The organism is Leptolyngbya cf. ectocarpi LEGE 11479, assembly GCF_015207065.1.
Taxonomy (GTDB): Bacteria; Cyanobacteriota; Cyanobacteriia; order Phormidesmidales; family Phormidesmidaceae; genus Leptothoe; species Leptothoe ectocarpi.
This window is the reverse complement of record NZ_JADEXP010000044.1, coordinates 1-26,407: the sequence shown is the minus strand read 5'-3', so window position 1 is coordinate 26,407 and position 26,407 is coordinate 1. Positions and strand designations below refer to the sequence as shown.

General features: G+C 44.1%; 19 protein-coding genes. 13 read left to right on the top strand and 6 right to left on the bottom strand.

Annotated features, from left to right (window positions below):
* Positions 1 to 33: 33 nt before the first annotated feature.
* From IQ260_RS07445 to IQ260_RS07430, 4 genes are all read right to left on the bottom strand, one after another.
* On the bottom strand, positions 34 to 1,434 hold the full coding sequence (locus IQ260_RS07445) for a hypothetical protein (protein ID WP_193992273.1): 1,401 nt from the start codon (positions 1,432 to 1,434) through the stop codon (positions 34 to 36).
* A 237-nt stretch (positions 1,435 to 1,671) separates the two neighbouring features.
* Positions 1,672 to 3,420, bottom strand: a complete 1,749-nt coding sequence (locus tag IQ260_RS07440; RefSeq protein WP_407657728.1) for an LIC_10190 family membrane protein — start codon at positions 3,418 to 3,420, stop codon at positions 1,672 to 1,674.
* A 48-nt stretch (positions 3,421 to 3,468) separates the two neighbouring features.
* Complete coding sequence (locus tag IQ260_RS07435) at positions 3,469 to 5,010, bottom strand: NAD(P)/FAD-dependent oxidoreductase (protein ID WP_193992270.1); 1,542 nt, start codon at positions 5,008 to 5,010, stop codon at positions 3,469 to 3,471.
* A gap of 212 nt (positions 5,011 to 5,222) precedes the next feature.
* The gene (locus IQ260_RS07430) at positions 5,223 to 6,254 is read right to left on the bottom strand and encodes a glycosyltransferase family 2 protein (protein WP_193992268.1); all 1,032 of its coding nucleotides are present in this window, start codon (positions 6,252 to 6,254) and stop codon (positions 5,223 to 5,225) included.
* Between the two features lie 656 nt (positions 6,255 to 6,910).
* On the opposite strand from IQ260_RS07430, the gene IQ260_RS07425 reads away from it, so the two are divergent.
* The 9 genes from IQ260_RS07425 to IQ260_RS07385 all read left to right on the top strand — a co-directional run bounded on the left by IQ260_RS07425 (position 6,911) and on the right by IQ260_RS07385 (position 20,499).
* Entirely contained in the window at positions 6,911 to 9,082 is a 2,172-nt protein-coding gene (locus tag IQ260_RS07425; protein ID WP_193992265.1) for a S8 family serine peptidase, read from the top strand.
* Between the two features lie 582 nt (positions 9,083 to 9,664).
* On the top strand, positions 9,665 to 10,735 hold the full coding sequence (gene galE, locus IQ260_RS07420; RefSeq protein ID WP_193992263.1) for a UDP-glucose 4-epimerase GalE: 1,071 nt from the start codon (positions 9,665 to 9,667) through the stop codon (positions 10,733 to 10,735).
* A gap of 4 nt (positions 10,736 to 10,739) precedes the next feature.
* The gene (locus IQ260_RS07415; RefSeq protein WP_193992261.1) at positions 10,740 to 11,897 is read left to right on the top strand and encodes a glycosyltransferase family 2 protein; all 1,158 of its coding nucleotides are present in this window, start codon (positions 10,740 to 10,742) and stop codon (positions 11,895 to 11,897) included.
* A 44-nt stretch (positions 11,898 to 11,941) separates the two neighbouring features.
* Positions 11,942 to 14,644: a glycosyltransferase gene (locus IQ260_RS07410; protein WP_193992259.1), complete on the top strand. Its 2,703-nt coding sequence runs from the start codon at positions 11,942 to 11,944 to the stop codon at positions 14,642 to 14,644.
* A 7-nt stretch (positions 14,645 to 14,651) separates the two neighbouring features.
* Complete coding sequence (locus IQ260_RS07405; protein ID WP_193992257.1) at positions 14,652 to 15,452, top strand: ABC transporter permease; 801 nt, start codon at positions 14,652 to 14,654, stop codon at positions 15,450 to 15,452.
* Positions 15,453 to 16,697, top strand: a complete 1,245-nt coding sequence (locus tag IQ260_RS07400) for an ABC transporter ATP-binding protein (protein WP_193992254.1) — start codon at positions 15,453 to 15,455, stop codon at positions 16,695 to 16,697.
* A 116-nt stretch (positions 16,698 to 16,813) separates the two neighbouring features.
* Complete coding sequence (locus IQ260_RS07395; protein ID WP_193992252.1) at positions 16,814 to 18,460, top strand: ArnT family glycosyltransferase; 1,647 nt, start codon at positions 16,814 to 16,816, stop codon at positions 18,458 to 18,460.
* A gap of 108 nt (positions 18,461 to 18,568) precedes the next feature.
* A complete protein-coding gene (locus IQ260_RS07390) occupies positions 18,569 to 19,384 on the top strand; it encodes a class I SAM-dependent methyltransferase (RefSeq protein ID WP_228015677.1) in 816 nt (271 codons plus the stop codon).
* 11 nt (positions 19,385 to 19,395) lie between these two features.
* The gene (locus IQ260_RS07385) at positions 19,396 to 20,499 is read left to right on the top strand and encodes a Wzt carbohydrate-binding domain-containing protein (protein ID WP_193992248.1); all 1,104 of its coding nucleotides are present in this window, start codon (positions 19,396 to 19,398) and stop codon (positions 20,497 to 20,499) included.
* Between the two features lie 219 nt (positions 20,500 to 20,718).
* On the opposite strand, the gene IQ260_RS07380 is transcribed toward IQ260_RS07385, so the two are convergent.
* Positions 20,719 to 21,252 carry a DUF411 domain-containing protein gene (locus IQ260_RS07380; RefSeq protein WP_228015675.1) on the bottom strand — a complete coding sequence of 178 codons (534 nt, stop codon included), beginning with the start codon at positions 21,250 to 21,252 and terminating at the stop codon, positions 20,719 to 20,721.
* Between the two features lie 65 nt (positions 21,253 to 21,317).
* Entirely contained in the window at positions 21,318 to 22,127 is an 810-nt protein-coding gene (locus tag IQ260_RS07375; RefSeq protein WP_193992246.1) for a MauE/DoxX family redox-associated membrane protein, read from the bottom strand.
* Positions 22,128 to 22,310: 183 nt separating this feature from the next.
* On the opposite strand from IQ260_RS07375, the gene IQ260_RS07370 reads away from it, so the two are divergent.
* The 4 genes from IQ260_RS07370 to IQ260_RS07355 all read left to right on the top strand — a co-directional run bounded on the left by IQ260_RS07370 (position 22,311) and on the right by IQ260_RS07355 (position 26,308).
* Entirely contained in the window at positions 22,311 to 22,730 is a 420-nt protein-coding gene (locus IQ260_RS07370; RefSeq protein ID WP_193992244.1) for a heavy metal-responsive transcriptional regulator, read from the top strand.
* Between the two features lie 208 nt (positions 22,731 to 22,938).
* Positions 22,939 to 24,225, top strand: coding sequence for a multicopper oxidase family protein (locus IQ260_RS07365; RefSeq protein ID WP_228015674.1), 1,287 nt, complete (start codon positions 22,939 to 22,941; stop codon positions 24,223 to 24,225).
* 181 nt (positions 24,226 to 24,406) lie between these two features.
* Positions 24,407 to 25,444, top strand: coding sequence for a CHAT domain-containing protein (locus tag IQ260_RS07360; protein ID WP_193992240.1), 1,038 nt, complete (start codon positions 24,407 to 24,409; stop codon positions 25,442 to 25,444).
* 9 nt (positions 25,445 to 25,453) lie between these two features.
* Positions 25,454 to 26,308 carry a hypothetical protein gene (locus IQ260_RS07355; protein WP_193992238.1) on the top strand — a complete coding sequence of 285 codons (855 nt, stop codon included), beginning with the start codon at positions 25,454 to 25,456 and terminating at the stop codon, positions 26,306 to 26,308.
* Positions 26,309 to 26,407 lie beyond the last annotated feature (99 nt).

Genomic DNA, 26,407 nt, shown 5'->3' with positions numbered 1-26,407 from the left:
ATGGGGCATGGGGCGCAGCGTACTCCCTACTCCCTACTCCCCTCTCAATCTTTCCCATAGGTCTCTAGCTTCTTCTTCACTCAGGTCTAGCCGATTCCGAGAATGCTCCCAAAAACGCTCCCACCAGTCATCGGGTTCAGTATGGTCACCGTCATACTCCGTCGGGCGGTCTTGGCGACCATCGAGCACCAGGCTGCCAACATAGTCAGCGTCGTTATACACCTGCTGAATTTGGGCATGGATTTCGCCCATGTCCTCGGCAGAAACCACGCCATTGCTGGTGGCTTTATAAAACTGCACCGTCACCCGAATAGGAAAGTCTGGATCCCGTTCAATCTCCAGGTTATCGATTTCGGTAAAGGGGCCTTCCACCTCTCCGTGGCCAATGACAGCAGCTTCAACATTGCTGCGCTCTAGGGGACTAAACTCCGCATCTGCGGCTTCCATGACCGCCGCTGCATAAGGAGCGTCCGATACAAACGGCTGCTTTTGTTTGAGGGGGACTTGAATCAGCATCACCATATTGAGGCCCGCATCGTCTTCTGTGGTTGCATCAGAGCTATCAGTGGATGGGGTGCTGGGGCTGCTGCCAACCTGAAAATCACTGAGCCGCTGCCCCGTCAGGCTAGCGCGTTCACCCGCTTGATTAAAAAACAGCCGCTGCCCCCAGGTACGGCCCGCATCAAACCCGTCGCGCTGGTTGTCAATAATGGTGGCGCTGGTGCCTTCACGGGTGACTAGCAGCGTTAGTACGGCAGGATCACCTGAGTAGGACTGATAGTTAAAAAGAACCGGGTTAAACATAGCCTCATCCCCCTGGGGAATTGGCAAAAATGCAGCCTGGGCACTGACCAACACATGGCTATCCCGGTCAGCTAGCAACGATTTTTCGCTACCTTGCCAAGAATCAGGTTCACTGAGATAGCTGCGCAAATCCCCCAGCACATCCTTGAGAGAAACGCGCTGCAGATCGTCGCCCTGTTCATTACCCGTGAGCACATACAACTGATCGATGGGCACATCCCCAGTGATATCGGCAAAGTTGGGGTAGCGGATCACCGGCATTAAATGCAGCGAGTATTCACCCGTGTCAGGATCCTGTTGCTGCACCTGGATGGTCATATCGCTAATGTTGGGACCGACAGCAGAATTATCGTAGCGACCGGTATCTTCCCAGGTGACATCGAGAATATCTAGCCCCCATCGGTCCGCCAGAGTTTGGCTGCTTTGGTCATGGATCATCGACTGTGTTTTTTCGATGACCTGACGATACTCTTCAAACTGCTGTTGACGCACAATTCGAGGTGTCTCTTGGGCGATAGCGGGTGTATCTGATACAGCGGCAGATTCAGACGATAAATTTGCCTCAGCCTGATAGGGCAATCCCACCATTGCTACTGCCCCTAGCCCAAATAACCACAGCCGTCTAGCCATTACTTGATATCCCTTTGAACGTTAGTCCAGAATAAACAGGGATACATCAAGCTTTGGGCGGGTTACCGAAATTGCAACGATTTTCAATGCTGAAAGCGTTATGAAACAAGGCAGGCAGAAAAACTCCCGTAGAGTAGGTTTAGTTTTTGGGCTTAATATTGCTTGATTCCTTTTCTACTATAAGAACTTCAATCATTGGCACAACTGCAGGGCTTGCAACGACTTCATTTAACTCATCTAGGGCTTCCTCTGAAAACCAGCGGCAACCCCTTTCTGAGGATTACGTAGCCATATATCGCTCTCTAATGGTTCAGGTGCACAGGGTAAGTCGACACCCCAGCACTTATTGGTATTTTCAGGTAAAAAATAATCAACATCGTTGACCCTGATCTGATTGACTGTGACGCCTGGTAGTTCTGGTGGAATCATCAGTTGTTGACTGACGTTAATTCCACGAACGCTCGATAGAAAAACGGTGACGACAAATAGTGCTGATAATCTAGCCTTGCTAGACAGCACTATTCGAGAAATAGATGATTGATGAACTTTGCCAGATAGTTGACTAACAGTTTGAGTACAAACAGTGGAGAGCAACAGCGTTGGCAAGAGGAGAAAATATCCTAGGCCAAATCGAATTAAAGGAGCCTGGCTGAAAATAAAGCCCATGCCCAGTAAGCTGAGGGCAATAATCCAAACGTCTGCCCCGTGACCCTGCTGTTTAGCTTTTCGAAGTCCCCAAACACTAATAGGAACAGCCATAGCGGCTAAAAACAGCATAGCTTTGTTTAAGTGAGAGAGCTGTAGCCACTGACTAAAGGTCCACAGCCACGTATTTGTATCATTGGACGGGGATCCAAACCAGCTTTGCCAGCCGTTAATGCTCGCCAGGGCGTCCGCAGCCTGCTGGTTAGACAAGGTCCAGGGAGCTGATACACACATAAAGGAGGAGGGATAGAGCGGGCACCCAGAGGTAATTACTCCAAATATAATCATGGGTGATAACAGAAGTATCGTCAGGCCAGATCCAAAAAATATAGAAATAGGTTTTTTCCAATAGTGGGCAATATAATACAAGCTTGAAATACCTAAAACAGGTAAGCCATTGAGCTTAAATGTTACGGTGCCAAGCCCTAGTATTAGAGTCACTATGGCAGCATTAGATTCCTGTAACGAGGCATCTACACGAACCCCTGTAAAGTCTTTTATTGTAGAGGCCTGAGAAGGGAGTTTCAGAGGGTATACAATAGTCCAAGCTACGATGCCGGTGAGTAGTATTACTGGGAAATCGGGAGAGGGTGATACTAAAACAGCTGACAGGAAAGGAGTAACAACAAAAAGAGGCAGGGTCAGGAAGCTATAGATTACAAGAAACCAGTCTGTTTTGGTTGCTGTTTTTATAAAAACATAATGGATCGAGATACTGGTTTGTAAAAGTAGGACAAATAAAAGATACCCGTTTAAAATAGCCGTATTGCGAGACCCCATAAAATCAGGATTCAAGGGGGCTGCTAAGGCAAACCAAGCAGAAATAAATGCAAATCCATTGTTGAGTAACGCTAGACCCGGAACCGCACCATAATCAGCCATCCATCGAATTGAGCCAAAGTGGTAGAGTCCTGTGTCAAACCAGGTTACCTGCTGTGAAGTGAAAAGAGCGGTAACCATCGCGATACAGCCAGCCGTGAGTAACCAACGATCTGGTACACGCAGAAGAATACTTGCAACGTCTTTTCTGACATTTGGAAAGTTTAAACACAAACTGGTAATACTTATGAGTGCGGCGAGTCCCACTAGGGGGGATAGAGGTACAAAAAGGGATAGGCTCAGAAAACCATTAGCGATAATAACGAGCCCTAACCAAGAAGAGATAAAGAAGCGATCTCCTACTCGATTAAATTCATCTATCCTAAAAAGATTTAAAATACCGATCCCTGTGATAAAGCTCACACATAGCAGCAGTCCCCATACCAGTATAAAATAAAGCATCTACAGATGTTCCCATATCGCGTCTCTACCGCATCGATCACTATCAATCTATTCAGCATTGCTGATATAAGCAACGTTTAGGATCGGTTTTGCTCGTTCCTCGCTTGGGTTGTCTGACACCGGTGAGACAGCTGATTTTGCCTGAGTATAACCGGCCTCATGATAAGTAGCTTCTGTATTAATCTGCCAAAGGTTGTGGGAATCACCTAAAATATTCTGGGCAGCTAGAATGCCTGCCATCATAGAGTGATCTTGGTTGTTATAGCGATGCATTCCGTTTCGCCCAATAGTTTGCAAGTTCTCAAAAGTCGCTAAGTAGGTTTGAATAGTTTCTAAATGCCGATGGTAGTTGCGATCGTAGATAGGATAAGCCTTACGTTGGCGCAAGACTTTACCATCGATAATGCTGTCCTTAGTGAGTAATCCTAACGTAACTAACTCTCGGATAGCTATTTCAACGAGGCTGGCATCGGAGTAATGCCAAATTTCGTCTGTTTCATTACAAAAATATTCTAGGCCCAGACAAGTTTTACTTGGGTCAGGGACCATCTCAATACTCCAGTTTTTGAAATTTTGAATTCGTCCCACATGGACTTCTGGACTATGGATGTAGATCCAGTTGTCGGGAAAGACATCAGCTTCGTCAAGAATCAGCGCAACTAGTAAAAAGTCCCGGTATTTAAGTGATTTAGCTGCTTGAAGCACAGGTACAGGTGCAGGTGGATCTAAAACTTTGACTAACGCAGTGATGGGCATGCTAGAAACAAAGTGATCACCCGTAAACGTTATCTGAGTGCCTGCAGTATGTGCAATCACCTGCTGAACTCGGTTATTTTTGTGTTTTAGACATTTGACCGATGTTTCTAGTGTAACCGTACCACCTTGAGCTATAACTTTTTGATGGCAGCGTTCCCAAAGCATGCCAGGGCCTAGCCTGGGATAATAAAAGGACTTTATCAGGGTCTTGGTATCTCGATTGCGAATCAACGTATCAACAACTGCTTTAGTTAAGGAGAGACCTTGAATCCGTTGGGCAGCCCAATCAGCTTGGAGTTCTTTACAGGAGATTCCCCACACCTTTTCCGTGTAGGTTCTGAAGAAAGTTTGAAATAGCCGTCCTCCAAAGTGGTAACTTACCCAGTCCTCAAATGTTTCTGGCTTGGTGCTGCGAGAAAACTGAGCCTTTAACTGAGTTTTAATATAACTACCGATAATTCTTATACTCTCGACAACGCCTAACTTAAATAGGGTGTCGAATAGAGTTAGCGGATAGTTGAAGAAGATATCATTGTAGTAAATACGAGATAAACGAGAAACCTTTAACAGATCTTGCCCTAAAATCTCTTCCCAAAACTGTTGAACGGCAGTTAGCTTGGTAAAGAAGCGATGGCCACCAATATCAAAGCGATATCCTTTGTAGCTTTCTGTGCGGGCAATTCCACCAACCTGGCCAGCTTGTTCGAGCACTAAAGAGCTAGTCTGAGCTTTGGTGAGCTGATAGGCTGTGGTCAAACCAGCTGGCCCTGCCCCTATAATGATAGTCGGATAATGGGTCTTCTGAGATAATGTATTGTCGGTTTGTATAGCCATTTTATTAGTTTTCTTTAATAAGTTCAGATGTTAGTGTTTTCTGGAATTATCTATGGTATGTAAACAGACTGCGGCTAAATAGAGCGTAAATTTATTGGGTTGAGAAGTAACATCACCTCAAAAAACACTATTGAATTGTCAGCCAATAAAGTCTCACTTAGATTAATAGTTATCGATGTTTTCAAGGGCAGCCTATTTAAGGATTTTAGATTCTAAGGGGTTACTTTGATAATGGCTTGCAAAAATGGCGAGCATTTAAATTCGTACCATATGTATCCGCTGGCAAAAGCCATACTGCTATATAAGTAGTAAAACCAGTGCCAGCATATGGCTTTGATGCTAAATCTCAAACCATGACGAGAATAGAAAAGGCGATAAAGTGACCGGTTAAGAAATATCAGGCTCAAAGCAAAAATGATTGTCAGCCAGAACCCAATAATTCCGCTCCAGACAATGGCCAGAACAGATAGTATAAGTCCGTATATAAGACAGGCGCTAATTCGGTTCTCTAGTTTCAGATTCAGCTCGTTGTTAATATGACGGTTGGCTAAAATTAAGGATGTCCAAGGTAACGCCCGATAGAAGATATCTGTTTTTAACAGAGAGAACATGGTCCAAGATTTAAGATGCTTGACCTGAATATCTTTGCAAAGTTTTGAGGTATAACCGGCTTGCTTAAGCCGATAGCCTAATTCAATATCTTCAATGCAGGGTTTGCGGTAGCGTTCATTAAAGCCACCCATAGCTAGAAAAATTTTTCGGTCAATGGCTCCGCAACCGGCCCAAAAGCTGGAGACGTCTGAGCAGGAGGCTTGATGGGTGTGGTGATGAAGCAAATTTCGATACTGCGACAGGAAGTTAGGATCTCCTGGTTCGTCATCATAAGAGCCCATGATGGCTGCTAGAGTGGGCTCTTGCTGAAAGATTGCTGAAACTTGAGCAATTGTCATCGGTTTAACTTCTACATCCGCATCGATAAATAGCAGATATTTTCCCTTAGCAGCTCTTGCGCCTATATTACGGGCGACAGCGGGGCCACCAGCTGTGGGCAATCGGATGACGATAAAACCTGACTGTTTAGCTGCTAACCAGCTCTCGTCTGTGTCGCCATTAGAAACAACTATGATCTCTCGTGGTTGAGGATGTAATTGAGCCATTGCCTTTAGGCAACGTTTAAAGGCAACTCCACCATTATGAACCGGAATAACAACTGAGATATCTGATATTGGAGATGATTGAGGCATAGAAAAATTAGTGTTTAAAGGCTAAAGATATTAAATTAACGAGTTATTTTGATACTTAACCTTCAGACTTTTCTTCAAAGAAGAACTCTAAAAAAATACAGCGGCTCAGTACAGGTCAATGAATAAGGCCAAGCTAAAGCTATTTCAAGATATATGGGCATATGCCTAAGACGAACAATCATAACTCAGTTTCTTTATTTAATCTTTATGGGAATCTCCTTTTTAGGTGTTGGTAATGCAATGGTTTAACGAAGCATGAAGTACGTGATTTGTTGTGAGTTTATATGCACCCTGAAGTTTAGATAAACGTCTGTATTAGAGCGCTTTGGCTCAATGTCAACGTTCTCTTGGCGTAATTTCTTAGGCAAATAGGCTGAATCTATATGCGCCATTAGAAAGCTTTTTATAAATCAGGTAAGTGAATAGAACAACGATTATATAAAAGTCATAAAAAATACAGTTTGATAAAGATTGCCTTAATTAGAGAAGTATTTAATGTCTAGGTAGAGTTGCTTAAGTATAACTACTAATATACCTCTGGGATAAGCCAAGAGCTTTAACTTCAAGACTAGCTCTAGCACATTTTGTCTTCAGGGATGGGGGACACGAATTTAAATTCTCTCTTCACATTGCTTGAAAATCAATCAGAGAAACTTATGTCTTCTAATACCAATCAAGGTTCGGTTGTCAGTCAGGGCGACCAGGCTTTGCGAGCCGACATTGCCCGTTCAACATTTAGTCTAAACGGCGATGGCATTACAGTTGGCGTCATTTCAGATAGCTTCAACGCCCTAGGCGGCTTCAACGATGACGTTGCCAGTGGAGATTTGCCTAGCGATTTGACGATCGTACAAGACGACCAAAGCGGTACGGATGAAGGTCGTGCCATGGCCCAGCTGGTGTATGATATCGCTCCGGGAGCATCGCTGCTGTTTCACGCAGGGGGTGCCGATGGGGCTGCTTTTGCTGCTGGTATTAATGCGTTGGTTGCTGCTGGGGCTGACGTTATCGTAGATGACCTGAGCTATTACGACGAGCCGTGGTTTCAGGATGGCGTTGTTGCCCAGGCTGCCGAAGCCGCGATCGCAAGCGGGGTTACCTATCTATCTTCCTCCGGTAACGAAGCCGATCAGTCCTACGACTCGGTATTTCGAGGGGTCACCGATCCGCTTAATACGGACTATCTATGGCACGATTTTGATCCAGGCACTGGGACGGATATATTGCAAGAATTCACCCTGGAAGATGGTGAATCTATCGAAGTAAATTTCCAATGGGATCAGCCCTTTGCATCTGCTGGTGGAGCCCCGACTGCTAATGATATGGATGTGTTTCTGTACGATGCATCCGGCAGTCTAATCCTCGCATCCAGTGAAGACAATAACATTGGCGGTAATGCTTATGAGATAGTTGACTTCACAAATAATACAGGTTCAACGGCTACCTATAACCTAGCATTTGGTCAGTTTATACCGGCAGGTGGCCCATCAGTCGGTCGGGTAAAGTATCTCGACACTGCCGGCGGTACCAGAGATGGTGAGTTCTTTATGCCTGCTTCCACAACCATCAGTAATGCTAATGCTGAGGGCGTACTGACCGTTGGAGCTGCGTTTTATCAAGACACACCCGCATTTGGCCAAACACCTCCTCTGCCCGAAGATTCGACCTCGTTGGGGGGAACACCCATTCTCTTTGACACGGCTGGCAATCGACTGGCAACTCCGATTGTACGTGATGCTCCCGACTTCACTTCCGTAGATGGTACAAATACCACCTTCTTTGCTCCCGGTGAAGATCCTGAAAATGATGGATTTAATAACTTCTTTGGCACCTCTGCTGCTGCGCCCCATGCCGCTGGCGTGGTGGCCCTAATGCTGCAGGCCAAGCCTGATGCTACACCAGCCGAGATCGAGGCAGCCCTAGAGGCAACTGCCATCGATATGCTAACGCCAGGCTTTGATCGGCTAACTGGGGCAGGGTTTATTCAAGCTGATGCTGCGATCTCAAACCTGCTAGGCGTAACTGACGGCTCCGACATCTTTGTCGACGATGACAATATTGTCCGAGGTAAAGCGTTTCAAGCCAATCAGACCTATACGGGTGAGCTATTTAGTAACTCTGACGGTACCAATAGCCCTGATGACACAATTCGCGGCACCTCTGGCGATGACAACATTTGGGCAGGTGAGACCGGCAATGACATCGTCAATGGTAATGGGGGTAACGACCTGATCGGTATTGGCACCGGCGACTCTACGGTAACGACCGATAGTGGCGATGACTTTGTCTACAGTGTCAATGGCGGCGGTGGTACCAACGTGCTCGACCTGGGTGATGGTGTCAACACCGTCTATGTAGAGCAAGGGGACTATGACATCACGACAGGTAGCGGTGACGACTCCATCGGTTTAGGTACCGGCACTGACATTGTCAGAGCGGGCGATGGTGCCAACATTATCTACATGAATGACACCCGCCCCATGACAGGAGATGGGGATAAGGATATCCTTACCGGTAGCGGCGATGACTATGTCCAAACCGGCTCTGGTGACGACCTCATCGACGGTGGCAGTGGATTAAATACCCTCTTTGGCGGTGATGGCGCTGATACGTTCATCTTCCGTAGTGGCGCGTACAACTTTGTTGGCGACTTTACCATTGGTTCAGATACGCTCGAGCTAGACAGTCTGGCCTTTGGTGATTTGAGCTTCTTCCAAGGACAAGGAGATAATGCAGCGGATGCCTTTATCTTTGTCGGGAGCGAGAGCATCGGGCAGGTGAGCAATATCACAGTGGCCGACCTAAACAACAGTGCTAATTTCTCCTAAGCGTCAATAGGTGATGCCAATAGCTAAGGCATAGACCCACGGACAGTTGCTGATCTAGAGAATGAACCAATCTGTAAACCTTGCTATGCAGCTTGACTTTGACAGATGAATTCATCTCAAGGATCAGCAACGTCCTTTGAAAGGGTCTTCAAATATGTCTGTGACCAAGCTGACATCATGCTATTTGATATTTTTTTCAATATTGAAACGCTCTCATGTACTGAAACAAGAAGATTTTAAAGACCAACATAAATTCCGGAAGAAAATAATTGATTTTATCAAAACTTGTTTCTTATAAATTCTTGTCTTGGCAGCGACTAATAGAAAAGTTGGATAAAGCCCACAGAATTATAGGTGCCCATAATTACGCGTGTGATAGTTTTAGGTAGGGGAAAATGCTTCCATAAGGCCGCTACTGAATTTTTCGAAAGATTCTCTATTAGTGGCTTATACGGTTGCTGCGATGCGACTACTTATAAATCTAGGCGTGATTTTTGTTAAGTGATTGCCCCGGCTATTTAAATCACTTTTTTCTATTAGTCTCGCCCGGCTTTAATATCAATTTATCTTTTATATTTGGCGATGATGTTCTCTGAACCGACTATTCTGGTAACTGGTGGTGCTGGTTACATTGGCTCCCATGTTGTCAAGGTTTTACAGCATCAAGGATATCATGTGCTCATTCTCGATAATCTTGTTTATGGGCATCGAAATGTTATTGAGCAAGTACTACAGGCTGAGCTCATCGTCGGTGATATTTGCGATCGCACCCTTCTAGATGCCATTTTTGCCACCCGAAACATCGTCGGCGTTATGCACTTTGCCGCCTATGCCTATGTTGGTGAATCTGTAAAAGACCCGGTTAAGTATTACCGTAACAACGTAGCGGGTACCGTCAATCTTTTAGAAGCTATGATTGCGGCCAATGTTAAGCGCTTTGTATTCTCCTCTACCTGTGCTACCTACGGTATTCCAGCAACAGTACCCATCACCGAAACGATTGTACAAACCCCCATCAATCCCTATGGGGCTAGCAAGCTCATGGTTGAGCGCATTCTACAGGACTTTGATCAGGCCTACGGATTAAAGTCTGTATGCTTCCGATACTTTAATGCTGCTGGAGCAGATCCCGATGGGCAGTTAGGGGAGGACCACACCCCCGAGACGCATCTGATTCCCCTTGTTTTGCAAACAGCCTTGGGGCATCGAGACTCTATTTCAATTTTTGGCACTGACTATGCAACGCCCGATGGAACCTGTGTGCGCGACTATATCCATGTCATGGATTTAGCTCAAGCCCATATTTTAGGACTGGAGCATTTGCTTAACGGGGGCAGTAGCGAAGTCTTTAACTTGGGCAACAATCACGGCTTTTCAGTTAGACAAGTAATCGAGACCGCAAAACAGGTAACCCAACTGCCAATCAACGTAATTGAAGCAGAACGACGCCCTGGCGATCCTCCTGTCTTGGTGGGTAGCCACGAAAAAGCTAAAGCAATGTTGGGATGGCAACCCCAATTTTCTGACTTGAATGATATCTTGACCCATGCCTGGCAGTGGCATCAGAAGCACCATGGCTACTATCGTCGTCCAGTTAAAACTATCCAGTCTGCTGTGCATCGTCAGCAAGAACACGTTTTAGTGGGTAGGTAATCGCATGAAGAGTGAGAATCCACTGGTCTCAGTAATAATTCCAGCGTATAACGCTGAGCATTTTATTGAGCGCACAATAATATCAGTATTGAACCAAACCTACCGCAATCTGGAAATTATTGTGGTGGATGATGGTTCTTGCGATCGCACTGCCGAGATTGTTCGCGCCATGGCCGGTCAAGATCAGCGCATTGTTCTTTTACAACAAACTAATGGCGGTGTTGCCGCTGCTCGTAATACCGGTATACGCCATGCCAAGGGAGACTTTATCGCCCCTCTAGATGCTGATGATATCTGGTATCCCGAGAACATAGTCAAACAGCTCAACTGCTTTCAGAAGACTGGAAAGCCTCTAGGTCTTTGCTACGCTTGGACCGTAGATATTGATGACGATGATCATCTACTCAGAAATTTCCGAGCAGCTAGAATTAAAGGCTCCGTTGCTAGAACCTTACTTTGCCATAACTTTTTAGGTAATGCCAGTGCAAGCCTCATTCGGCGTGAATGTTTTGATGCAGTAGGAGGTTATGATGACAGCTTTCATCAAAAACAGATCCAGGGCTGTGAGGATTGGGATCTTTATCTACGCATAGCCGAAAAGTATGCATTCGACGTAGTGCCAGAATTCCTAATTGGGTACCGCAGAACACCCGAAAGCATGTCTTCTAAAGATACAGTCAAGATGGCTCAGTCACACAGCTATATGCTAAAAAAGACGAGCCTCAGACGGAAGGACGATCTTAGCCTTTGTTATCGATTATCCAAAAGTAGCTTTTATATGTACTTAGCCCGACAAAGCTACCTTAACGGTAATCCAAACCGTACAGTGAAATGGCTGTTGACAGCCCTGCAATTAGACCCGATAACTATCCCTTTTCGATATGGTTTTTACCTGCTCCTATTCAAGGGACTAATATCGACAGGTCCTGATTCTGTTAGCAGCCTGTTGAACTATATAACATCATTGTTGGTTGGCCCATGTCGTTTTTTCAGAAAAGCCGATTCTAGCCCTGTTATTTCTAAACCTCCGACTATTCGCATTCAATTCAAACTACTGATTGGCAACACATTTCATAACCTTATTTCTCGATACTCCCAGCAAAACAGTAAATCAGAGACACTATCCCCTAAAGCAATAGGCTTACAGGCCAGCATCAAATAAGACCTAGTTCGTCATATAGCTAATTATCTAGAAATTCTTATAACATGCTCTATCCAATTAAAATTACTGATATTGATTTAAGTCACCCTATCCAGAAAGTAGAAAATCTGGATGGATATATGGCCTTTAAAGGTCTTGTGCGATTTAGGGAAACGGTCTTAGGCTATATTCAACTCCCCATCACCAGTGGATATGTGACAGCTGAAGCTATTACCGATGCAGTCATGCAGCAACATAGCTGGGGATTTATTGAACGTCTTTTGCGCAAGCGGCTAGCTGACGATAATAAAGCAAATGTCTTTGATATTGAACATCTATTTGAGGCAAGCAATCGTCAGCTGTCTCAGCCATATCCGTTTGTTACCGTAGCCGTATGCACTCGGGATCGAGCAGATGATTTAGCGTTATGTCTCGAAGGATTAGCTACCCTTGACTATCCCAGTTTTGAGGTGTTAGTGGTCGATAATGCACCTTCTAACAACGATACTCGAAACCTTCTAGAACAAAAATTTCCACAGTTTCGATATGTTTGCGAGCCCCGTCCTGGCTTGGACTGGGCGAGAAATCGAGCCATTTTTGAATCTAACGGTGATATTATCGCCTATACCGACGATGATGTAGTTGTCGATAAATACTGGGTCCAATCAATCGCTAAGGTCTTTGCCGACAACGAGGATGTTATGGCGGTAACGGGGTTGGTGGTTCCCTACGAGCTAGAAACAGAGTCTCAGGTACTCTTTGAAACCTACGGTGGCTTTGGTCGAGGGTTTGAAAGAAAGTGGTATCGCAGTGAGAACAAACGTCTTCCATATCAATGGTTAGGGGCAGGACAATTTGGCACGGGTGCTAACATGGCCTATCGCCGTTTAGTATTTGAAGAGATAGGATATTTTGACCCAGCATTAGACGTTGGCACCGTTACTAATGGCGGTGGCGATTTAGAAATGTTCTTTCGTGTATTGAAAGAAGGGCACACCCTCGTCTATGAGCCTAACGCGATGGTGAGACATCGCCATCGCCGTAACTATGAAAAATTAAGGTCTCAAATTGCCAACAATGGCATTGGGCTATTTTCCTATTTTAGTCGTGCTTCAAGCTACTATCCTGACGAGAAAAGTAGCTTTTATCAGTTGAGTATATGGTGGCTATGGTGGTGGAATCTACGTCGGTTATTGCTATCTTATCTGCACCCATTTCGTTTTCCCAGAGACCTTATTATTGCTGAGTTCCGTGGTTGCTTTCAAAGCTTGGGGCGTTATTGGAAAGCCCACAGCAATGCCAAGAAAATTGCCAAGGACTTTCCTCTAGAGCCTCAATTTTTAGAAGTTCGTAAGCAAGTACTCGCTTCTAACAAAAAGGAGCATCAAGAAGGGACAGCTATTCGTAATATCGAACTCAGCGAGCCACTAAACCCAATGACTGACGTGGCTGCCTATGGCGGTGTTCAGATCTTTGCCACGTGGAAAGGACAGTCTCTTGGTAATACCTATATTGCGAATGTTTATCAACCTATTAGCGTTAGTCGCTTAATCGAAGTGCTAACAGCTTCCTTTGGTCTCAAGATTCTAGAACTAGTCGAAAAATCTAATTCTGCAGATGTATGGTCCAAACTACTAATGACCATAAAAACAAGGCTTACACCCAATGACTTACAAGGCCGTCACTCATTAGCCCTACCTGCTAGTGTTTCTGCATCCGTTGTTCTAGCAACCTATGATCGCCCTGATGACCTACGTAAATGTTTAGAAAGCCTAATCCAGCAAGAGTCTGATCGAGCAATAGAAATTATTGTTGTTGATAATAATCCTAAATCAAAATTAACTCCACCTGTCGTAGCAGAGTTTCCAACGGTCAGACTAGTGAATCAAGCCCATCAGGGACTTGCCTATGCTCGTAATGCAGGCATATCCGCTAGTAATGGTGACATCATTGTTGCAACAGATGACGATGTGACAATGCCATCCACCTGGTTAGAAACACTTGTGGCCCCTTTCTCCCGCCCAGATGTAGTTATCGTGACAGGTAACGTATTACCGGTTGAACTAGAAACCTATGCTCAACATCTTTTTGAAAGCTACGGCGGTTTAGGCAGAGGGTTTAACGCCTATGAGGTAGGTGGAGATTGGTTTGAAGAGAATCCATTTCGGACAGTGCCGACATGGGATCTAGGCGCAACTGCTAATGCGGCCTTTAGAAAGTCAATATTTGCTGATCCCAAAATTGGTCTAATGAACGAAGCCCTGGGACCTGGTACTCCCGCAGGCGGTTGTGGAGAAGACACCTACGTTTTCTACAAAGCGCTTAAAGTTGGCTACACCCTCGTCTATACTCCAGACGCTTATGTTTGGCACAGGCATCGCCGTACAACGCAAGCGTTACGACGACAGATTTTTCACTATAGTAAGGGCCATGTTGCTTATCATTTAACAACCCTGCTCAAAGATAAAGATCTTAGGGTTGTAGCGCGACTATTCTTCGGTTTGCCATTAGCTCACCTGTCGCGGATCTACTATCGCTTGAGAGGATTAAGTACATATCCAATTTCGTTTATTTTATTAGAAATACGAGGTAATTTCTTAGCTCCTCTAGGGTTACTACTCTCTCACTGGCGCATAAAGAGAATAGGAACGACCCAGCCACTATCTTTAGTCATTGAGGTACCGGGCTGTTTAGGTGTGGCTGATGATAAGCCTTTAAACGATTTGGTTTCGCCCACCCCCTTAGTTGCCCGTCTTAATCAGGAGTGATAACACTATGTTTTTACCACAGACATTAGTCAGTCAGCCGTTACAGAGAAAATTTATTTACCAGTATGACCTTATCCGTGAGCTAGTTTCACGGGATATGAAGCTACTTTATAAACGATCTATTTTCGGCGTAGGGTGGACCTTAATTGCACCCTTATTGAATCTAGCTGTTTTTGCCTTTATATTTCAGATTGTCCTACCTTTAGATGTCCCTAACTATTCATCCTACGTATTTACAGGACTTTTGATTTGGACGTGGTTTCAAACATCACTCTTTCAAGCGGCAGGAGTCATTATTTCTAACCGTGCATTGATTCGTCAACCTGGCTTTCCGAAATCAATCCTACCGGTTGTAATTGTAATAACGGGGCTAGTCCACTTTGTATTGGCTCTGCCTATTCTGATCGTTTTTCTAGTTATTGACGGTATACAACTTCAGTCAGTGATCTTTTTACTACCAGTTTTACAGCTATTACAATTCCTTTTAACACTGAGCTTTGCCTATTTTTTAGCTGCTGTAAATGTCACTTTTAGGGACACTCAGCACACATTGGGTGTTCTTTTACAAATGTTCTTTTACCTGACACCTATTTTCTATGATATCAGCAACGTTCCCACAGAGATTCAATACTTCTATGGGTTCAACCCCATGGTACACCTTGTAACGGCCTATCGCTCTATCTTAATTGATGGTTCTCTTCCTGCCTTGATGCCTCTCCTTTGGATAGGATTTGGAGCACTGATCATACTACCTCTAAGCCATAGGCTGTTTTTAGATCAGAGTGGTCGTTTTGTGGAGGAGCTGTAGATGAACGGAACAATTATCGCTCAGAACCTCGGCAAACGGTATAAGTACTATAACAGTCAACGCCCTGCGACTATTATGGAGGCGGCTTTATCTGGATTTAAATTCATGCAGTCTGTCCAAAAATTTTGGGCTGTCAAGGATGTCACAATTGAAATTGCCCCCGGTGAAATGCTGGGAATTATCGGTAAAAATGGGGCAGGTAAGTCCACGCTATTGCAGCTGTTAGGTGGGGTTATCCAACCTGACGAAGGACAAGTTATGATAGCCGGTCGAATTGGAGCCCTGTTAGATCTAGCAGCAGGATTCCATTCAGACTTAACTGGTCGAGAGAATATCTATGTAACAGCTATTTCAGCCGGTTTAACTCGCCGTGAAGTCACCCAACGTTTAGATAAAATCATTGCGTTTACTGAACTTGAAAATTTCATTCATCTTCCTCTAAGAACTTACAGCACCGGTATGATGATGCGCTTAGCATTTTCCGTAGCTGTTCATACCGATCCTCAAGTAATGTTGGTGGATGAATTCCTTTCCGTCGGTGATCTAGCTTTTCAGACTAAATGTCTCAATCGGATCAGCGAGCTTAAGGCACAGGGGTGTGCCATTGCTCTTGTTTCCCACAGTCCAGACCAAATTAAATCTTTGTGTAATAAAGCTCTATGGCTAAGTCGTGGACAAATGGCAGCCTACGGTGATCCTGAAACTGTTATTCAGCAATATGTGGATGCAATGCGGTTAGAAACTCGCAAACGCACACCAACTAGCCATCCATCTGTAAAAACAGTTTCAGGTTTTGAACTCAAGGTTAACAAAAATCGATTTGGTTCTTTAGAAGCTGAAGTACTTAGCTTACAAATACAAACCCCAAATCAGGATAGCGTTGTCGAAACCTATGGGGGAAGACCTCTACGGCTACTGATTGATTATGTGGCTCACTCGCCCGTGGAGTCTCCTATTTTTGGTATTAGTATCAGCGATACTAAAGGTGTCAACTGTTATCAAACGAATACTAGTTTGGCCGATGTTGCTTTGCCCACTATTCTAGGCCAGGGACGGATTGCCCTTGAGATTGAATGCCCCAATCTGGAAACAGGACAATATTTTATTGATGTTGGTATTTATGAAAAAGATTGGTCCTATTCCTACGACTTTCATTGGCAAGTATATCCTATTATTATTCAACGCTCTAATACTCTAGTATCGGCTTCAAGCCCTTCTCAAAAATGGGAATTATTAAGTGTTTAGTCTTCTCGCTCGCTGTGTAAATGAGCTCAATTGCTGATTGATCCTCGTAATGACACGATCTGTAGCCGTTACTACTTGAAGGCCTTTCCTTGCCCAAGTCACTACGAGGATCAGTAATGTCAAATATTCTATTAGGCACTCCTGACACAGCAGATGTGCTAACTATGGTAGGACACTCTATGAAAACTAAAAATGCTTTTTTAGAGAGTTATAGTTTAATTCTTATTTTAGCCCTCGCGGCAGTGCTAAGACTGCACAATATTAATCAGCCTTTTATTGATGCTTTTAGTTGGCCCCAAGCTAATACGGCTATGATTGCCGACAATTTCTTTAGGGTTGAATGGAATCCGTTTCATCCCCAGGTTAGTTGGGGAGGATATGAGCCCAACTATCAAGCTCGTGAATTTCCTACAGTCAGCTACATTGCGGGCACGCTGTATTTTCTAATGGGGGAGCATGAATGGATAGGGAGATCGGTTTCTATTGTTTTTAGTCTATGGGGTATTTTTTCTCTCTATCAGCTAGTTAGCCACATCCGAGATAAAAAAACAGCTTTAGTCAGCGCAGCTATTTTAGCAATTATGCCAGGTGGTATTTTTATTGATCGATCATTTTTAAGCGATCCAGCAATGGTGGCTTTAGTAACAACAAGTTTTTGGATGTTACTGCTCTATTTGCGCACTGGCCGTGAACGTTACCTATTTTTTGCTGGAATTACTGGTGCATGGGGATTTATCACAAAATGCATTGGTCTTTTGGTGATTATTCCCATGCTATACGCTATTGCCTGCTATACGCGCAACTCTGCTGGCAAAAAGCGCTACAATTTGGCGGCCTTGGCAACGTTTATCTTATTTACGATAGAGGCTGTTATTTTTAATCTTCTCTGGGCATATCACATCAACCCTAGCCACACAGAGCAACCATTAATCGGTGTGGAAAATCTAGTTTGGGAAGATGGCATAGGTGCATGGATGAGTCAAAACTATTTCCTGCCAACCCTTTGGCAAATAATGTATGAATGGCTATGGACAGCACCTATCTTGCTATTAGCCTTTATCGGATTTATCCTGCCTGGTCTTAAACAGAAAATCGAAAGAAAACCTGGATGTAACTATGTGACTCCGCTACCGTGGTTATTTCATACTTGGCTGTTGGCCTTTGGTATTTTTTATCTGTTGAGCGCTAAAGAGATTATTTACTATCCTTGGTCTCTCGCCATTCTAAATCCAGCTGTTGCAGCTTTGGTTGGTCATGGCATTGTCCAACTGATCTCGTTTCTTACTTCCAATAAACAACCGATACTTTCTGCTAGCATGGCTATATTTTTCTTGTTTTTTGTTGGAGTTAATAGTCACACATCTACCGATCATCTTTATCAAGCTTATGCACAAGAAAGTTATGAACTGGGTTTGGAGCTTAGGAAAATCACTCGACCGGATGAGATGATCGTTACCTTAGCGAATACGATTGATGATCCGATTGCACTGTACTACAGCCAAAGAAAAGGCTGGGTTTTCTCACATTCTACTGAGACCAAAGGTCGTGCATGGAATCATTTACCTGAAGACGATAATGAGGCTATATTTATGTTGGAGAATCTACGTCGCAAGGGTGCAGATTGGTTAGGTATTGTTGATGAGCGAAAAAAAGACTTTTGGGTTGATCATCCAGAATTGGTAGAGCATATCAACCGCACTTGTCATTTTCAAGATAAAACGCCCAAATGGGTGCTTTATAAAGTTCCTCACACAGTTAGTTAGCTACTTTAGGAGACTTTAAAAGCATTAGCATGATCTGCTGACTACTTTAAGACTTTAAGTCTTACTGTTTGTATTATTTAGTTCTTACTTTGGAGAAAAGACATGATTATGAGTTTATCCTCTCAGAAAAAAGAGAAAACCTATAATATTGCCTATGAGCCTGATTTAGTCCCGCCACTCAATTTAATGGATTCAGAGGGAATTGACACCATTGAAGAATGGTTTCGCTGGGCCGAAGAGTGGAGTATGTTGTTGCGGATTTATGGAAAGCTGAATGCCAATACATCTGTTTTAGAAATCGGATGCGGTCTAGGAAGAATTGCCTTTCCGTTACGCTATCTTCTAATAGGTACAGGCTCCTACGATGGCTTTGATATTAGCAAGTACAAAATTGATTTTCTAAAAGAAAAATTTAGCACGGCTCACCCTAGATTTAGGTTTGCATGGGCAGATATTCTCAACACTTATTACAACCCAGATGGCAAGACTAAATCTACGGAGTTTAGATTTCCATATCCATCTGCGTCCTTCGAGTTAGTCTATGCGGCGTCCGTATTTACCCATTTACTACCTGAAAATACTCAGCATTATTTTAAGGAAGCTGCTAGGGTCTTAAAAGATAAAGGCCGGTGTGTGTTTAGCTTCTTTTTGCTAGATAATTATGTATCGGGCAATCCAAGACCTCTGGGGTTCAACAATTCAATTTTTGAATTTGAGCACTCCTACGAAGATTGGGATGACAAGTTTGCGATCGCAAATCCAGAGAATGTAGAAGAAATGACAGCCTATCGCCTTTCTTTAATTGAAGAATTTGCCAGAAAAGCAGGGTTGAAGCTTTCCCAGGAGCCTGTTCCAGGGCTTTGGTCGGGTAATGCATTGCAACCTATCGGTGCACAAGATATTGTTATCCTAGAAAAAATCTAGCGATTTTTGCGATGGCTACTTCTTACGATCAGGAATTCTTTTGGGCTTTACATCATGGGGCAAAGCGCTCGGCTCAAGAAATCGTTCCAGTAGTTTTAGAATTATTCCATCCTAAAAATATTGTTGATGTAGGGTGTGGTGATGGCACCTGGTTGTCTGTCTTCAAGGAGCACGGCATCCAATCCTGTTTAGGAATCGATGGATTAGCAACCAAGATTCAGCTTAGAATTTCTCAAGAAGAAATTCTAGCATGGGACCTCTCCATACCCTTAAAACTGCAAAAAACCTTCGATCTAGTTGTTTCATTGGAGGTGGCAGAGCATTTACCAACCTCTGCCGCTAAAACTTTTGTAGAAACATTGACTTCCTTGGGGCCAGTAATCCTTTTCTCGGCTGCAATTCCCTCTCAGGGAGGAACCGATCATTTGAATGAGCAGTGGCCTGACTATTGGGCCGCGCTTTTTCAAAATTATAACTATGTAGCAGTTGATTGTTTGAGAGATATCCTTTGGTCTAACGATAAGGTCGAACCTTGGTATGCTCAAAATATTCTTTGTTTCATTCGGCAAGACAGATTAAAAGACTTTCCCAAGCTGCATCAGCAATGGTTAGCGCAGCCGTCAGCCTCATTGTCTCGTGTCCATCCCAAAATTTACTTGAGCAAACTTATCTATTCTCAAGATTATCCCATTGCCGAAACTTTTTTGGCTAGTAATGGTAAACTGCTCAAGGTTAACCACAATCGATTTGGGTACTTAGATCTCGAAATCACCTGCGTTGACTTTCGTCCAGATTCGGCTATCGGACTAGATCAAGCATTGCATATAGATATCAACTATCGGACTCAGCAGAGTATCTATGGTCCTATTTTTTGTGTCTACATTGTTGACGCAGAAGATAGGGTTTACTACGAGACCAATACTCAACAGTTGGGTATACCAATTGAATTAGTTCAAGGCCAAGGCACTATTAGTCTGGCCATGGAGTCGTTGCCTTTAAAGACAGGTAACTACTTTATCGATATTGGTATCTTTGAGCGGAATTGGTCATACCTATATGACTATCATTGGCATGTATATCCACTGCAGATGGTAAACAGCAGAAAAGATCTGTAACTGTTATATTAACGTACGTAGAACAGAAATACAATTATCTCTAGACACGGCTTGGAAGGTTATGAGAAATCACCTGTGAGGTTCGGAGTTAGATTTAGGTCAGTATCAATACCGCCATAGTGAGGTCGAGCGATTGCCCTTGCTTCATAGGTTGATTAATTATCTGAACCACTTGTTCGAAGTTGGTCAAATACAGTATTGAGCCCATAAGCGACATGTTCACGAATGTTCTGAGAAAGACGTTGTTGCACCATTCTTGTCAAACGCAAAAACAGTGTAGGACTCAACATAGCTGCCCGATTCCATGCCAGGAGAACCACTGGGCATCCCTGGGACAGCAATACCTGCGATATCTGAATTCTCTGTCAAGAGACGAGCAACATCTGCTGCGGGGATATGGCCTTCAACAACATACCCATCTACCACAGCGGTATGGCATGACGTTAGATTGTCGGGAATATCGTATTGTTCTTTAATCGCGGCCATGTCTTCAGTGATTTGATCGTTGACCTGAAAGCCCGCCTCACGCATATGTTCAATCCATAGACCGCAACAGCCACAGGTAGGGCTTCGGAACACATTGATTTCACTAGCCAGAGCTGCCTGAGCGCTTGGCTCGGGTTCCTGGGCCAAGCTACAGCCAGTGATCAGCAGTCCTAGGGTGATTAGAGCAATACTCCCGATTTTCTTAATCCAATCCATCATGGTGATCTGAGGGTGAACGCTAAAGTGAACAGTTTTCCATCGGTGCATAATCTACAGGGTTCCAACCTGACACTAGGGTGATAGTCAATCATACAAGAGACATAAAATCGCGGCTAGGAAACTGCTTGAAGCTGAACGATAGCTGGAGTGTCAATCTGCTTTAGAGCATTAGTTTCTACATTGTGAGCAGCTGACACAACCAAGATGGCTCCCATAATGACCATGAGAGCATTTTCGGTAAAACTGACGACGCCTAAAGGGGCTTTAGAATTCCCTCCGACGCAGGCGCAGTTAAGGGCTAATTTGTCGATATACACGGCCTTTACGACTGAGATGACACCACTGAGACCCACTGCCAGGGAGCCAATACCTGTGGCTAAAGGGGCAATACCTGAGAGAAAACCTAACCCAATGGCTAGCTCCGCAAAGGGATAGACCTTGGCATAGGGTTGCAAGCGCTGGGTAATGAGATCGTATTTAGCAAAACTTTCGGTGAAGGCGTCTAAATCCATCAGCTTGAGCGATGCCAACATACTGAGGGAAATGCCCATAAAGCCGTTCAGCCCTAGGGAGGTGGCTAAGGCCATTAGCCCTGCAGTAGAAAATAAGGCAATAACAGGTGTATAAGAATAATCAGCTGTTTCGGCTTCTACTTCAAAGTAACTGGCCAGGTCCGTATACCCGCCGATGCGTTCGTCTCCAAAGAAAATTTGCGGTGTGGTAGGAACCTGATGCTGGGTCTTAAAGTCGGCTGCGGCTTCAGAGGAGGTTAAATGAATATCTTCGAAATCAATTCCCTTTTGCTGCAATAACGTAACTGCTCGCTGCCCCCAAGGGCATGCATGCTCTGGGGTAACCATGCGGTAGAGGCGCACGGGTTGAGAAACAGACTGCGCTGTAGGGGTTGTAGAGGTTATCGTCATGGGGATTGCTCCTGAAAGTAAGTGCGTAGCGCTCCAGGTTGCTCACTCCTTCTAAGGTAAACTCTACAGTGGGCTTTAGAGTCAAGAAAGCTGCAGTAGTGTTAAGAAGATAGCGTCTGTCTAAACCCTACACTGGGCTGTAAGGTTTAAAATGAGCTTATTTCCTAGAAGAAATTAGGGCTCATGTCTACATCAATACGGCTCAAAATTGGGGAAGTCTCGAAGCAGACAGATATATCTGTCGGGGCACTGCGTTACTACGAAAGCTTAGGGATCTTAGAGTCCGAGCGTGGTGAAAATGGCTATCGCTATTACTCACCGACAGCAATCCAACAAATCTTGTTTATCAAGAAAGCCCAGGCTCTGGGCTTTTCACTAGATGACATTAGCACCATTTTGAACATTCATCGACAGGGCAAAATGCCATGCCAGTTAGTGCAGTCATTATTACAAGAGAAGATTGACCAGCTTGAGGCGAAAATCCAACAGATGAGAGTTTTTCGATCAGAATTGGAACACTATCGTGACCGCTGGGCCGTCGAGCCTCCGCAGGAGGGAGATATTTGTCCACTAATTGAAACTGTGACGACTATAGCAAGCTGATCCGCATCCCATGGATGCGTGAACTATTTTTATATTTGAAGCCATGAGATACATGAAGAGAAGACAATTCTTGAATCTGGGCTTAGGTATTACTAGCGCTGCTTTCTTGACTCAGTGTTCTAGAGGCTCTTCTCGATCAAGAGCGTCGAATATTGATGCAGATAGAACCCAACTTTATAGAAGTGAAAACGGGTTACTTAGCCTAGACTTGGAAGCTAGAGCCCAACAGCTGCAGATAGGTGACCAAACTGCTAACCTACTCACCTACAATGGTCAGGTACCTGGCCCTCAGATAGAGGCAAGGCCGGGTGATACGGTTCAGATTCGTTTTACAAACCGGCTGAATCAACCTACTAATCTTCACTTTCACGGGCTACATATTTCACCTGACATCGACAATGTATTTCGAGCGGTGCCTCCTGGTGAACGCTACACCTACGAGTTTCAAATCCCAGCGAATCATCCGGCTGTTACCGCCTGGTATCATCCTCACTATCACCTGGATGTAGCTCGGCAAGTCTTTGGAGGGTTGGCAGGTCCGCTGATTATTCGAGGTGACCTCGATGAGATCCCTGAATTGCAGCAGGCAAACGAGTCGGTGCTGATGCTACAAGATTTTGAGCCAACGCTACAGCCGGTAGAACCCCACGCTCTAGGAAGAAAGTGGGGCCGTGAAGGTTCATTGTTGCTAGCCAATGGACAGCGTAATCCAGCGATCGCAATGCCACAAAATGGTCTGCTGCGACTGCGGTTGATCAATGCGTCAGCCTCTCGGATTTATCAGCTGCAGCTGCGGGACCACCCATGGTTGCTGGTAGCGACGGATAGAGGTGCGATCGCAAATCCCATCCAGCTCAACACCTTACAACTCTCCCCAGGTGAGCGCGCCGAGATGCTGATTTCGGGGCAACAGCAACCTGGAGACTATGAGCTGACGAGCCTGCCCTACGATCGGGGAATTGGTGCCATGGTGGAGTCGCTAGGACAAACGGTTGAACAAATGCCAGGTGTAGTGCAGCCAGTGCAAACGACTGTTGCTACGTTGCGCTATCAGCCAAGCCAGTATGCGGAGCCGCTACCGTTACCTCAGGCGCTAATTCCGATTGAGCGATTGCCAGCGCCGAGTCGTACCCGAGAGTTTGTTCTCAATCATGGTATTGGTGGAGGCGATAGCGGATTTATTATTAATGACAAGTCCTTTGATATGAATCGTGTGGATACTCGGGTCAAACTCAATCAGGTAGAAGATTGGCGCATTGTCAATCAAGCTAGCATTGATCATCCGTTTCATCTACATACCAATCGTTTCCAGGTGATCGAGCGTAATGGACAGCCAGAACCGCTGCTGTCTTGGCAAGATACGGTTAGCATAAAAGGCTATGAGTCTGTGACAATCCGAGTCCGCTTTGAAGATTTTGTTGGTCGCACGGTTTATCACTGTCATATTTTGGATCATGAAGACCAAGGCATGATGGGAATTATCGAGATTGCTTAGACAAAGCCAGGTAGTGCGATAAGTGTTGAAAGTTGTTCATAAAGACCTGCCCGCTCTACCTGGCTAACAAATCAAACTTGGAAGAAAAAGCTAGAGTATCGAAGCATGATTACCCGTTCGGGTACCTGACTAATACGCATGAACAAGCTATACTAGGAGTACATTATAGTACGCTCTATTAATGCGTAGAATCTTAATTCTTGCGGCTAATCCTAAAAATACGACACGTCTGCATTTAGGCGAAGAAGTACGAGATATTAGCGAAGGACTGAAACGGGCCAGTCATGGTGATGCATTTGAAATTGTGCAGCGTTGGGCAGTGCGTCCACGCGATTTGCAGCGAGCCATGCTAGAAGAGTTGCCTCAAATTGTTCACTTTTCAGGTCACGGTGCAGGAGACACAGGACTCTATTTTCAACAAGACGATGGCAATGCTAAACTAATAACTGGTCAGGCTTTAGCTAGCTTATTTCGGTTGATCAGTCAGGAGTCCCCAATCAATTGCGTACTACTTAATAGCTGTTATTCCAGAACACAGGCAGAAGCAATTGTGGAGTATGTTCCTTACGTAGTGGGGATGAATGCTTCCGTAGGCGATCGAGCAGCTATTGAGTTTTCTGTTGGCTTTTATGACGCTCTAGGAAATGGAAAATCAATGGAATTTGCCTTTGAATTAGGCAAAGTAGCTATGGAGCTAAACGGCACCGGAGATGATTCTGTACCATTGCTGCTAAAGGGTAAGAATCAGGCAAAATCCTCTCCAGCTTCAGCTTCGAAAAAACAACTAACAGAGAATAATTTTTTGCTTATTCAAGTGGCACAACTACTTCAGGCAAAATCCTATCAGCAAGCAGTCATATTAATTAACAAAGTTCTTGAACATGATAGCTTGAACTCTAAAGCTTGTTATTACCTAGCACTTGCAAAACTTCGAGGTAGACGCCCTAAAGTTTTGAGACGGGCAGAGGTTGAAGAAATTGATAGACTCCTAAACACGTCACTTATCTCAGCTACCGAAAGCTCTGCCATTCATTTCTTTCGAGCAGTCCTTCGAGACGATTACTATATCAGCAATAGCCTTAGATGCCCATCTCCGAGCCCTAAGGAAATTATTAATTCGATTAATGAAGTAGACGTTAACGCTTTGAGAGAGCTAATTACATTTTTACCAAGGTTTAAATCTAACCTGTATACATCAATTTTCGAAAAGTATTCATAGGAGTATAATATGCAAACAAATATAAAGCTTGTCTCTGATTACTTCAAGACTTTCGAAATTAAGAAGAATCAGTTTCTCTACTTGAAAAAGAAATACTTCAAAGCGCTTATAAAAAAAGATTCAAACGATATAAAAAGACAAAGAATAGGAGCTTATTTTCTAGATGATTTCATAAGGGTTTCAATCATTCTTTGCTTTCTTATTGGTCTAATTACTGCGATCGCCGGTATCGGCATCGTACTGTTGGTCATTGGTTTTATATTGCAACAAAGTAGAACTCAAAACCCTAGTCCTGATGATAGAGTGATCGATCTGTGGTTCGCTGAAGATATAGAAGATCTTAAAAGGCGTTCGCTGGAAAGACTTAACATAGATGAATCTGAACTAACGCAAGACTCTGTTATTATTCAAGGGCCTATTCTATGGAATGTTTCTGGCTCTTCAAAAGAAGAAATCATGTGGCGTAAAGGCGATGATGGTAAAGTTCGCTGTAATCTAAATTCTCTGACTATCATTCACCTCACTGAACACAAGATGAGTTCATATCAGTGTGACTTTAACTTTTTAAGAGGTATTCCCCTCAATGAAAGAGATGATGAATTCTTTTATCAAGATGTCGTATCTATTTCCACTCGTGATGTGAGCGCTGTAAAAGATGAAGAGAATAAAGAATATACTTTACCAAGCGGTCAAATGCTCAGACAAGTCCAGATCTTTAAGCTATCAGTATCAAGCGGTGATAACGTCAATGTTATTGTGAATTCAAAAGAAATTCGTGAATTCGTGGATGGTAGTATAGAAAGTACTGGGCTTGATGCTGCCATAAGAGCGCTTAGAAAGGTTCTTGGTGAGAAGAAAGTTTAAGCTTCTTGTGTAGTGGCCTAAATATCTCCTGATACCTTTTTACAAAGCTCATGCTTTCAATTATATGAAGTGTAGAGAAACTCTATAAATCACCTAATA